The organism is Deltaproteobacteria bacterium HGW-Deltaproteobacteria-6 (genome assembly GCA_002840435.1).
GTDB lineage: Bacteria > Desulfobacterota > Syntrophia > Syntrophales > Smithellaceae > UBA8904.
Genome location: PHAT01000005.1, coordinates 547,863 through 559,712 on the forward strand (window position 1 = coordinate 547,863; position 11,850 = coordinate 559,712).

General features: G+C 50.4%; 10 protein-coding genes and 1 tRNA gene. 7 read left to right on the top strand and 4 right to left on the bottom strand.

What is annotated here, in order from left to right:
• Positions 1-37: 37 nt before the first annotated feature.
• Entirely contained in the window at positions 38-697 is a 660-nt protein-coding gene (locus CVU71_12750) for a ribulose-phosphate 3-epimerase (GenBank protein PKN18365.1), read from the bottom strand.
• A gap of 173 nt (positions 698-870) precedes the next feature.
• On the opposite strand from CVU71_12750, the gene CVU71_12755 reads away from it, so the two are divergent.
• The 4 genes from CVU71_12755 to CVU71_12770 all read left to right on the top strand — a co-directional run bounded on the left by CVU71_12755 (position 871) and on the right by CVU71_12770 (position 6,057).
• Positions 871-2,265: a hypothetical protein gene (locus CVU71_12755; GenBank protein PKN18366.1), complete on the top strand. Its 1,395-nt coding sequence runs from the start codon at positions 871-873 to the stop codon at positions 2,263-2,265.
• A 172-nt stretch (positions 2,266-2,437) separates the two neighbouring features.
• On the top strand, positions 2,438-3,367 hold the full coding sequence (locus CVU71_12760; GenBank protein ID PKN18715.1) for a threonine ammonia-lyase: 930 nt from the start codon (positions 2,438-2,440) through the stop codon (positions 3,365-3,367).
• A 115-nt stretch (positions 3,368-3,482) separates the two neighbouring features.
• Entirely contained in the window at positions 3,483-5,171 is a 1,689-nt protein-coding gene (locus CVU71_12765) for a glutamine--tRNA ligase (GenBank protein ID PKN18367.1), read from the top strand.
• 118 nt (positions 5,172-5,289) lie between these two features.
• Positions 5,290-6,057, top strand: coding sequence for a hypothetical protein (locus CVU71_12770; GenBank protein PKN18368.1), 768 nt, complete (start codon positions 5,290-5,292; stop codon positions 6,055-6,057).
• 137 nt (positions 6,058-6,194) lie between these two features.
• On the opposite strand, the gene CVU71_12775 is transcribed toward CVU71_12770, so the two are convergent.
• Positions 6,195-6,268: transfer RNA gene (locus CVU71_12775), tRNA-Gln, on the bottom strand.
• A 358-nt stretch (positions 6,269-6,626) separates the two neighbouring features.
• Between CVU71_12775 and CVU71_12780 the strand changes: the two genes are divergently transcribed.
• Complete coding sequence (locus CVU71_12780; protein PKN18716.1) at positions 6,627-7,763, top strand: beta-ketoacyl-ACP synthase III; 1,137 nt, start codon at positions 6,627-6,629, stop codon at positions 7,761-7,763.
• Between the two features lie 48 nt (positions 7,764-7,811).
• On the opposite strand, the gene CVU71_12785 is transcribed toward CVU71_12780, so the two are convergent.
• Positions 7,812-8,111, bottom strand: a complete 300-nt coding sequence (locus tag CVU71_12785; GenBank protein PKN18717.1) for a ribosome assembly RNA-binding protein YhbY — start codon at positions 8,109-8,111, stop codon at positions 7,812-7,814.
• 233 nt (positions 8,112-8,344) lie between these two features.
• Here CVU71_12785 and CVU71_12790 point away from each other — a divergent pair, with 233 nt between their 5' ends.
• Together CVU71_12790 and CVU71_12795 are read left to right on the top strand one after the other, a co-directional pair.
• Positions 8,345-9,919 carry an amidase gene (locus tag CVU71_12790; protein PKN18369.1) on the top strand — a complete coding sequence of 525 codons (1,575 nt, stop codon included), beginning with the start codon at positions 8,345-8,347 and terminating at the stop codon, positions 9,917-9,919.
• Between the two features lie 53 nt (positions 9,920-9,972).
• Entirely contained in the window at positions 9,973-10,179 is a 207-nt protein-coding gene (locus CVU71_12795) for a hypothetical protein (GenBank protein PKN18370.1), read from the top strand.
• Positions 10,180-10,293: 114 nt separating this feature from the next.
• Here the strand turns inward: CVU71_12795 and CVU71_12800 are convergent, their stop codons facing one another.
• The gene (locus CVU71_12800) at positions 10,294-11,709 is read right to left on the bottom strand and encodes a hypothetical protein (GenBank protein PKN18371.1); all 1,416 of its coding nucleotides are present in this window, start codon (positions 11,707-11,709) and stop codon (positions 10,294-10,296) included.
• Positions 11,710-11,850 lie beyond the last annotated feature (141 nt).

Genomic DNA, 11,850 nt, shown 5'->3' on the forward strand with positions numbered 1-11,850 from the left:
AAGGCCGCCGTTTTTTATTGATGATGGCGGCAGGGTCTCAGGTTTTGTTGGCCGCGGCTTTCAGGGCAGCGATGGTTTGCGCGTAATCGGTTGTGCCGAAAACCGCCGCTCCCGCCACCAGCACATCCGCTCCCGCCTGGGCGATGGCGGAAATATTGGAAAGATTGACGCCTCCGTCCACTTCCAGCATCGGCTTTTGCGGCAGTTTCGCGATCATCTCACCGGCCCTCCTGATTTTGGACAGGGAGCTCTTGATGAATTGCTGCCCGCCGAATCCGGGGTTGACCGACATAATCAGGAGCAAGTCGATATCCGGAAGGATCTCTTCGATCTGACTGAGCGGTGTAGCCGGATTCAGAGAAACACCTGCCTTTTTTCCCGCCTTTTTGATGAGTTCAATGGTTCGATGAAGATGACGGGCTGCTTCCACGTGCACCGTAATATAATCGGCGCCTGCGGCGGCGAAGGATTCGATATAGCTGTCCGGATCATTGATCATCAGGTGCACGTCAAAAGGCAGCCTGGTGGCTTTGCGCAAGGCGGAGATTATGGCAGGCCCCATCGTAATATTGGGGACAAAGTGTCCGTCCATAACGTCCACGTGAATCCAGTCCGCACCGGCTTTTTCCACTACGCCTATTTCCTCGCTAAGCCTTCCGCCGTCAGCCGAAAGAATTGAAGGGGCAATCAATTTCATGACGATTCTCCTTTATTGAGGTAATCAATTATACTAATGATTTGCCACTGTCAATCTAAAGAAGATCGAAAGATGTTCTTTTCTGAGGCGGTAGGCCGAAGGCTGAAGACTGAAGGAAAAGCGTAATATAATTTTTCAATTATCCAAACAGAGCAATAGAACTAAAAGACAGTTTGCAGGAAATAATATGGTATCTCTTCCTTCAGCCTTCAGCCTTCAGTATATATGCCTTTGTGCTTGACACAGGCGTTGAAAAAATCGAATATGCGCCCATGAGATTTCTTTACAACATAGTTTTGCTGATTGCCGCTGTTCCCGTTCTTTTATTTTTTTTATTAAAAATGCTGATCACCGGCAAATACCGCAACAGTCTCATTCAAAAACTGGGCGGCCGACAGGAAAATATTCTGTCCCGGATTAATCAAGAAGGCAAGCGGATCTGGATTCACGCTGTGTCGGTAGGTGAAGTGACCGCTGCTGCGCCGATTGTCGCCTTATTAAAAGTGAAGCGGCCCGGGGTGCGGATAATTTTTTCCACGTCCACGGAAACCGGACAGGGGATGGCTAAAAAAATGGTGAAAGAAGCGGATGCGTTTATTTATTTCCCGCTGGACATCTCTTTTGCCGTCAATAAAATGCTGAATCTTGTGCGTCCTGATGTCTTTGTCATGGTTGAGACGGAGCTCTGGCCTAATTTCCTGGCTGCCTGCAGCAAGCGGGGTGTTTCATCGCTCATGGTGAACGGCCGGATTTCGCCCCGCTCCTTTTCCAAATACCGCAGGACCGGCTTTTTCTGGCGGCGAATCCTGGAAAATGTGGCCGCAGCCGGGATGATTTCCGATATCGATGCGTCAAGAATTGCCGGCATTGGAATGGATGCCGGAAAGATCAAGGTTCTGGGCAATGCCAAGTATGACGCACTCGCGGCGATGGCATCGCCTGATCTGCATGATGATGTTGTCCGCCGCTTCAATGTGCAAAAAGATGAAAAGTTTCTGGTGGCAGGCAGTACGCACCCGGGCGAAGAAGACGTTATTATTCAAGTCTATCGGGAACTGCTTGCGTATTATCCGGAATTGGGATTAATTCTTGTGCCGCGGCATATTGAGCGGGTAGGCGAGGTGATCAATCTTCTGCGTCAGGCGGATTTAAAGGATATGATTACCGTGACCCGGATGAACAACGGGCATTTTCGCCGGAATGAAAAAGTGATTGTTGTCGACGTGATCGGCGAGCTCTTTAAGACTTATTCTCTGGCGACGGTTGTATATTGCGGCGGCTCTCTGGTTCCAAAAGGCGGCCAGAATATTCTGGAGGCGGCAGCCTGGGGTAAAGTGATTTTTTACGGCCCGTCGATGGAAGACTTCAGTCAGGAAGCAGCGCTTTTGGAAGAAGCGGGCGCGGGGATTCGCATCCATAACGCCCGGGAATTATCGGAGGGCATTTTACGGATGCTGGCTGATCCGCAGGACTCAGAGCGTCGCGGTTGCCGCGGTCAGGCGGTTGTCCTTGCCAATAGGGGGGCGGCCGAACGTTATGCGGAGATGGTGATGAGGTATATAGGCTGACCCGCCTTTAAGGGGGTGTGAGACAGAAGGCCGAAGGAAACAAGGCTGAAGTTGTCTTGACGGGCGGCGAAAGTAGGCATAAAAAGGGTATCGGCTGTGACAGCCAGGGAGGATATTCATGCAGAAAAAATACGAAGCACTGAGCGAGCAGGTCAACCTGACCAGAACTTTAATGGCGAGATCAATTACCTACAAGTACCTGAACAGGACAAACCTGATCTGCTATTCTGAACTTTCCAGACTCATCGGCTGCGAAGCCTTCGTCAAGCATGAAAACCACAACCCGACCGGATCATTCAAAATTCGCGGAGCGATTAACTTCTTTCATCACATGTCCAAGGAAGAACTGGAGACGGGGATTCTTGTGGCGACCAGAGGCAACCACGGTCTGGCAATGGCCTGGGCGGGACAATGGTTCCACGTGCCCTGTACGGTTGTCGTACCGGAAAACAACAATCCGGAAATCAACAGAATCATCGAAAGCTACGGCGCGGAAGTCATTGTCCACGGAGAGGATTTCTACGATGCCCAGTCCTACTGCGAAGAGCTGGTGGACAGCGCGGGTTATTACTATGTAAGGCAGGGCAACGAACCGGAAATATTAAACGGCCTGGCCACCATGGGGCTGGAGATTCTGGAGGACCTGCCCGAGGTCGATACCATTATTTGTCCCATCGGCGGCGGCGCCGGTTGCGCATCCCTTCTGAAAACAGCCCGCGCCATCAAACCCGGAATCGAGATCATCGGCGTTGAGCCCGCAAACGTGCCGTCTTTCTATAATTCCTGGAAAAAGGGAGAAATCGTGACGCTTGATGACGCCCGTACGGTTGCCGACGGCCTGGCCGCAAGAAGCGTCTTCCACCTGCCTTATGTCATTCTCAAAGACACCATCAACGATGTTGTACTCCTGACGGAAGACGAAATACTGGAAGGCATCAGAATGGCGCTGGCCACCACCCATAATCTGGCCGAGGCCGCAGGAGCCGTTTCCCTGATGGCCGCTTATAAAATAAAAGACAGGCTTGCGGGCAGGAAAGTGGTGATGATTATGTCCGGCGGCAACCTGAAAATGGACAATCTGAAAACGGCCATCGGGTGTTGATTTGTGATAAGACGCCTGATAAGCAAAGCTGCCGCATGGCTTTTGGAAAATATGGAAGCCTCCATTTGGAGTGTTGCCTTCCCGGGAATAAGAAGCAAAAGGAGTAATTTAAGTTATGTCACAACCGACACCCCCAGCACCAAATGATTTTATCCGCGAGATCATCGACGACGGCCTACGGGCGAACAAACACGAAGGACGCGTTGCCACGCGTTTCCCGCCCGAACCCAACGGCTACATCCATATCGGACACGCCAAGTCGGTTTGCCTCAACTTCGGCATTGCGAGACAGTATCGGGGAACCTGCAATCTGAGACTGGACGATACGGACCCGCTGGGCGAGTCCATGGAATATGTGGAATCGATTATCCGCGATGTCCGCTGGCTGGGATTTGACTGGGAAGACCGTCTGTTTTATGCCTCCGATTATTTCGAGAAGCTCTATCAGTTTGCCGTGGAGCTGATCAAAACCGGCAACGCCTATGTCTGCAGCCTGAACGCCGAGGAAGTGCGTGAAAACAGAGGAACGTTCACCGAGCCGGGAAAGGAAAGTCCGTATCGCAACCGATCGGTTGCAGAAAACCTGGACCTGTTTTCCCGGATGAGGGCAGGCGAGTTCGCCGACGGCGCTCATACGCTCCGCGCCAAGATTGACATGGCTTCCCCCAACATTGTCATGCGCGACCCCGTTTTGTACCGTGTTAAACGGGAGCCTCATTACCGGACGGGTGATCGATGGGTCATTTATCCGATGTATGATTTTGCCCATTGCCTTTCCGACGCCATGGAAGGGATCACGCATTCCATCTGCACCCTGGAGTTCGAAAATAATCGCCCCCTGTATGACTGGATCGTGGAGAGGCTGATTACCGGCCACCGGCCGCGGCAGATCGAATTTGCCAGGCTCAATTTGAGTTACACGGTTTTGAGCAAACGGCGGCTCATTGAACTGGTGAAAAAAAATTATGTTCAGGGCTGGGACGATCCACGCATGCCCACCGTGACAGGAATGCGCCGCCGGGGTTATACGCCCGAGGCGATCCGAAACTTCTGTGCCCAGATCGGCGTGGCTAAAAACGATAACCTGATCGATGTTTCCCTGCTGGAATATTGTGTCCGCGAGGATTTGAATGAAAAGGCACCCCGAGCCATGTGTGTTTTGCGGCCGCTTAAGGTTGTAATCGACAATTACCCGGAAGACCAAGTCGAACAGTTTGAATGTCAAAACCATCCCCAGCGGCCCGAGCTGGGGGCAAGACAGGTTCCCTTCTCCAGGGAGCTTTATATTGAGCGGGACGATTTTATGGAGGATCCACCCAAAAAATATCATCGTCTCGGGACAGGGCGGGAAGTCCGCCTTCGTAATGCCTACGTCATCAAATATGAAAGCATGGTCAAGGATGAGCAAACCGGCGAAGTGGTGGAGCTGCACTGCACTTATGATCCCCAGACCGGCAATGCGCCGCCTCCGGACGGACGCAAGATTCAGGGCGTGATTCACTGGGTTTCCGCCCGGCATGCGGTGCCGGCCGAAGTGCGGTTGTACGATCGGTTGTTCAGCATTGAGGACCCGGGAAGCGAAGAAGAATTTTTAAACTATCTGAATCCGGCTTCTCTTACAGTCCTTGCGACCTGCTATGCCGAGCAAAGTCTGAAGAATGCGGAACCGGGGAGCCAATATCAGTTCGAAAGACTGGGATATTTTTGTGCTGATCTGGATACGCAAACGGATCAACCTGTCTTCAATCGCATCGTGCCGCTGCGGGATTCGTGGACAAAGATTGCTTCGGGAGAAAAGAAATAAGCCGGCGGTGGACAGGGATTCCGGATTTTTAAAACACGGACCTGTAAGGTTAATGCGGTAAATGGATCAAGACAATTCAGTTAGACGTCCTGGAAAATCACAATAATGGAGAGGAAGAATGAATATGCAAAAGATATCCTGCCTGGTGGCCTTTCTGTTATTGCTTTGTATTCCTGCCATTGCTCATGCCGAGATCAAGACGATTACGGTCACCCAGTCTTACAAAATGAGCGATAATGAGACACGCAATGAGGTTCGCCGTATCTGCGTTATCGAGGCCGGCAAAAGCGTTTTGGGGCAGGCAGCGGCCTATGCAGGCACGCTGAGTGCGGCAAAGCATCACCGGCTGTCCCCCAGAGAGATAAAAGTTTACACGGCGGCGGCGTTAAAAGTAAAGATTACAAATCAGGAGTGGCGCGATCAGACAGTCACAACGACTGCCGCAACTGATGTTGACACTCATTATGTGGAAAAATTGATAGCAAGGATTAAAAGCGACGCCTCTTTACAGAAGCAAGTTAATGAGCAGCAGCAGAAAAAAGAGGAATTGGAGCAAACGCTGGCCGTATTGCAGAAAAAACTTAAACCGGCATCTTTTACCGATGCGGAGGATTTAAGGAAAGAGAGGAATGCCGCGATCAGCGAAATCGACGCCATCGAAGCAAAGAGAATGGAAATCATCGAAGGGATCATTAAAAAGTCCCTTGATGCGAAAAAAAGAATAACCGTAAAAATGAAGAAAAAGGATGTTGAATCGTTATTCGGAAAATCCGATGCTCAAACGTACGAAAATTTTCAGCCGGATAACGGGAAAACTTACTATGTCTGGTATTACGGATATACAAGAATCTACTTTGATGGTCCCCAGGTGGTTAAGATAGACTAGCTATACCGGAAGGTGATCAATCCTCCCCTTGCCGGCCGGATTTAAGATGATGATGGATGAACGTTATAAAAATGTACTTGTGGTTTCCTGAAGGTATCCGTCAGAAAAATAAATCATTTTTGGAAGTGCTTGAAATTTGGCTGGGGAACAAGGATTCGAACCTTGATTAACGGAGTCAGAGTCCGTCGTCCTACCATTGAACGATTCCCCAGTAAGAAATGCTGAGAGCCTTGCCCGTCCGGTTTTTAGCTGCAAACCTGCTCGCGGGTGCGCTGTATATAATGCGATTGATTTTTTATGTCAACTAATTTTCTTCACTTTTTCCCGTAAAAGGTAAGCCTCGCCCGGCGACCGGAAAAAACCCGGATTGTTATCGGAAATCCCCGTCGATCCAGGCGGCTAACCTGAAAATGCCGGGATACCCGCCTGTCACGGCCCGGCCGGGACAGGGTCGTTCGGATGTCACATTCGATTTTTTCAGGGTAATAATCTGTTGCATTTCAGACGGATGGCAGGTATGTCATGCAGCAGGAAAATCGGATGGATTATTTTTTGAAAAGGAATTTTTTATGACAACAAACTTATCCCCCACAATAGTCATCAGTGGTTCAGGACTTTGGACATCGCCCAATATTATAACAAATGAAGAACTGGTTGAAAGCTATAACGCCTATGTGGAAAAGTTTAATGCCGATCACAAAGCGGAGATTGCCGCAGGCAAGATAGAGGAGAAGCACCCGTCCAGCGTAAGATTCATTGAGAAAACATCCGGGATTAAAGAACGGCATGTCTATACCAGGGATGGTATTTTAGATATCAATCGCATGCGTCCCAGGTTCCCCGAAAGAAAAGACGAAGAATTAAGCAATCAGGCGGAGATCGGCGTTATGGCGGCGCGTCAGGCCATGGCGGCTGCCGGCAAGACGGCCGCGGATGTTGATGCTGTCATTGTTGCCGCCGCCTATACGCAAAGGCCCTATCCGGCCATTGCCATTGAAATACAAAACGAACTGGGCATTGACGGGTTTGCATTTGATATGCTGGGGGCCTGTTCGGCGGCGACATTCGGCCTTCACAGGGCTTATGACAGCCTGGTCTCCGGTTCGGCAAAGTGTGTTTTAGCGATCAATCCGGAACTGGTTACCCCCCAGGTCAATTTCTGTGATCGTGACAGCCATTTCATTTTTGGCGACGTCGCTACTGCCGTCATCATGGAGCGATCCGAAACATGCACATCTCCGAACAGCTACGAGATTCTCAGCACAAAAGCACTGACCCGCTTTTCCAATAATATCCGCTCCAATATCGGACATATGTCGTATGCCACGGATGTGGATCCTTTCGGCTGGGACAAACTGTTTCATCAATCCGGGCGCAAGGTGTTTGAAGAAGTAAGCCCGGTTGCCGCCAGGCATATTAATGACCATCTGGCCGGTCTTAATTTTAAGCCCCGAGATGTCAAACGATTCTGGCTTCACCAGGCCAATATCAACATGAACAACATGGTGATTAAAGAAATCCTCGGTAAAGATGTCGAGGAAGCAAAGATCCCGACAATCCTTGACCGCTACGGAAACGCAGCGTCCGCGGGGTCAATCATCGCTTTTCATCTTTATCATGATGATCTGAAAAAGGGTGATATCGGGATGATTTGTTCCTTTGGCGCCGGATATTCCGTCGGCAGTCTGGTGCTGCGTAAACGCTGAGAGAAAACCTGACCTGAAAATCGGAAGCCGGATAAAAATAATCATCCTCTAGGGTAGTTTAATTTTTCTTTTTTCCGTCTGCGGACAGGGTCGATAGAAAATGGCGATGTTGCCGATGAGACCGACCAGTTCGCTTTTGGTTGCCTGGGCAATTTCCGCGGATATTTCCTTTTTGGCTTCCTTGAATTCGCCGAATTTTACTTTAATAAGTTCATGATCCTTCAGAGCGAGATCGACCGAACCGAGCAATTGTTCGGTTACGCCTTTGGCGCCGATCATGACCAGCGGCTTTAAGTGATGCGCCTGGGAGCGCAGATATTTGCGTTGTGATCCTTTGAGAGGTTCCATTTTTTCTTCCTTCTTGCTTAAATTCATTTCCGTATAGCACAGATGATTATTTTTAAAAAACCTTATATTTGCACCCGGAGCGGGCTTTAATTCCCTCCTTTTTAAAGGAGGGTTAGGGAGGATTTATTTTAAATCTCCCTAAATCTCCCTTTTGAACAAAGGGGGAGAAATCTGTGCTTCATGGATAATGACTTTCCCTTGAACAAGCCACTCGATAAATTCAGTAGAAATGTATGGCGAATAGTGTCATTATTCACGGACATTTAACAGAAGGGAGACTTTTGTGTATGAAAAAAAAGATTTCTTCACCGAAAGCATCACCCCATTCAAAATTCGATCCGGACTTCGGCACAGCGACTGGCGCTATCAAAGCCATCAAGACAGGTTTCATATCATCTCGTGAGCTGACCCGGCATGTTTTCAGGCGGATTAAGAAGCACAATGAAAAAATCAACGCTTTTGTTACGTTAAATGAAGAACAGGCATTGAAGCGGGCGCGCAAAGCCGATGACGCTCTGGCTGCCGGAAAGGTCTGGGGGCCGCTGCATGGTCTGCCGATTCTCATCAAGGATCAGTTCATGACGGCCGGCTTGCGGACGACCTGCGGATTTCCGGAGCTTGCCGATTACGTCCCGACAGAAAACGCCGTAGCGGTGGAGCGGTTGCTTGCCGCCGGTGCGATTATTGTCGGCAAAACAAACACGCCCATTGGCGCGAGCGATATTCAAACCTACAACAAGGTTGCGGGGACAACGAATAACCCTTGGGATGTTACCAGAACATCAGGCGGTTCAACCGGAGGGGGAGCTGCGGCGCTGGCTGCGGGAATGGGATTTCTCGAACTGGGAGCCGATCTTGCCGGATCGATCCGTACGCCGAGTAACTTCTGCGGGGTCTGCGGCCACAAATCTTCTCTCAATCTCGTGCCTTTCCAAGGCGGGATTCCGCCGCTGCCTTCTTTGATTCCGCCGTCCATCAATCTGGCCGGCTTGAATGATCTGGCCGTCGTCGGGCCGCTCGCCCGTTCGGCGCGTGATTTGAAGCTGGAACTGGAAATCATTGCCGGGCCTGCGCCCGAGGATGCAAACGCCCTGCGCTTCACTTTGCCGAAGCCGCGAAAAACGAAACTCAAAGATTACCGGGTCGGCTATGTCACGGATGATCCCTTTTGTCCGGTGATGCCTGAAATTGCAACCATCATGTCCGACACGGTTCAATCCCTGCGCAGGGAAGGCGTGAAAGTCAAAGAGGGCTGGCCTGCAGGCATCGGACCCAAAGAGATGTTCGATAATTATTTCAAATTGATGGCGGCCTTTGTTTCTCAGTCGCCGGCCTTTACGGATGCCGTGATCAGCATGCTCAGGATGCTGTATGACACACCTTACGGGGACTATTACAGAGATTTTGTGGATGGTCTCACGATTTCTCACAAGGACTGGAACACGCTGGGCGTGAAGCGCCTGATGGCGCGCCTGGCGTGGCAGGAATACTTTAAAGAGTTTGACGCTTTCCTCATGCCCGCGAACTGTGTGGCGGCTTTTGCTCACAATCATGACCGCAATATGTGGGGACGCGTCATCGAAGAGACGGACGGTTCGCGCTATTACGGCGAAACTTTTAAATGGATATCCATTGCCACACTGACCGGATGCCCCGTAACACTCATTCCCGTCGGGAGAACAGCATCCAATCTGCCGGTCGGCATTCAGATCATGGGGCCGTATCTGGAAGACGGCACCTCTCTGGATCTGGCCATGAAGATGGAGGGCGTTCTGGGTGGTTTTACGCCGCCGCCGGAATTTGAGTGAAGCGGGATGCGTGAATCGCATCTCATATCTCGTGAAACGCAGGAAGAGTGAACATGATCGAAGTTTTTTCGACATACAGCCCCGGCGATATTGCGGTAATCAAATCCGTGCTTGACGGCGAAGGCCTTCCATATTTCTTTTCCGGCGAAAATATCAGCCTGATGATTGCCGCCGGTGCGTATGCCCGGCTGCTTGTGCCGGACGATCAGGCCGGACGCGTCCGGGATATTCTTCAGGAAATGGGATTTCTAAAAAAATAAAATTGAACAACAGTCTGCTGTCAGCGCATCCTTCATGAAGGCTTTATGCCTTTTACTGATGAATTAATGCATCCTGCGAGAGCCCTGTTGCATGGTGCAATGGCAACAGAAGAGTCAGTCGAGCCTGAGGACGCCTTTTTTTAATTTGCGGTGAATGGTCGATGGATTGATGCCCAGTTTTTTTGCAGCCTTAACGATGCTGCCCGTCATTTGATACGCCTGCCTGATCCATTTCTCCTCGAACTGTTCCAGCGCCCTGGGCAGGGAAGACGGCAGCGCGATCATGGCCGGTTGGGGCGCCTGCATGTCCCGGACGTTGTTGTCTTGACGGGGTTTGATGTTCAGGATCAGTTCCAGGTCCTCCTCGTTTAACTCCTGTGAGGAATGAATGATAGCCATCCGCTCGATAACATTTTTCAACTCGCGCACGTTGCCCGGCCATTCATACTGAGCGAGCCGGTTCATCAGTTTGGCCGGAAGCTTGATGTCCGTATTATATTTGGCGTTGAAGATCTGAATGAAATGCCTGATCAGAGGCAGAATGTCCTCCGGCCGGTCACTGAGCGGCGGGATGAAGATCGGGACCACCGCGATCCGGTAAAAGAGATCCTGGCGGAAATGCTTACTGTTCATCAGCTGGTCCATGGTGAGATTGGTGGCGCAAAGGATGCGGACGTCCACTGCCTGCGTCTTCACGCCGCCGATCTTCTTGAATTTGCCCTCCTGAAGAAACCGCAATAATTTGGTTTGCATTTTCAAGGGCAATTCGCCGATCTCATCCAGAAAGAGCGTCCCTTCATGAGCCTCTTCTAAAAGGCCTTGCTTGCCGCTTCTCTTTGCTCCGGTAAATGATCCTTCCTCATAGCCGAATAATTCCGCTTCCAGAAGTTCATCGGGGATGGAGGCGCAGTTGATGGCGATGAACGGTTTGTCACTGCGCGTGCTGGCATGGTGAATAAAATCGGCTACGACTTCTTTACCGACGCCCGTTTCTCCCCAGATTAAAACGGGGGAAGCAGTGGCGGCCGCTTTCCATCCCAGGCGGATGACCTGCTGCATAACGGAACTGGAGTAAATAATTTCCACCTGGCCTTTATCCCCAACCATCTTTAAGTTTCTTCCCTCATACTGGGATATGATGGTTTCGGAGATCTTGAGTTTTTTTTCCAGGGTGACGAGTTTGGTCATGTCCCGGCCGGTCCCGACGGTTAAAACGAGTTCACCCCGTTCGTCAAATACCGGTATATAAGTCCAGGTGGCCGTCTGTCCCGTCTCGTAGGTCAGGTTCATGTCGATTTTTTTCTTGATTTCCAGAGACTTGAGTGCCGCGGATTCTCTCAGCATCCCGCTCGCCACGAGGTCCTTGAGATTCACCCCGACGATTGATCGGCCCATCAGATCAATCAGTCTGCTGAAGGTGTCGTTGTACTTGAGGATGTTGGCGTCACGATCGACGATTAAAATGGCCTCGTCAATGCAATCCAGCAGAACGTCGATATCTTTCATCAGATATTTTTCAATCAGGTCCACTTTGACTCCTTTGGCCGTTTTTTTATAAGCGGTTCTCTTGCATGATGCAACATGTTTTAATGTAAAAAAAGGTGATTTATTAATAGTGTAATTATTTCTAATGCTTACAATGTGGCATTAAACCTGCTATGGTTCAGCGAA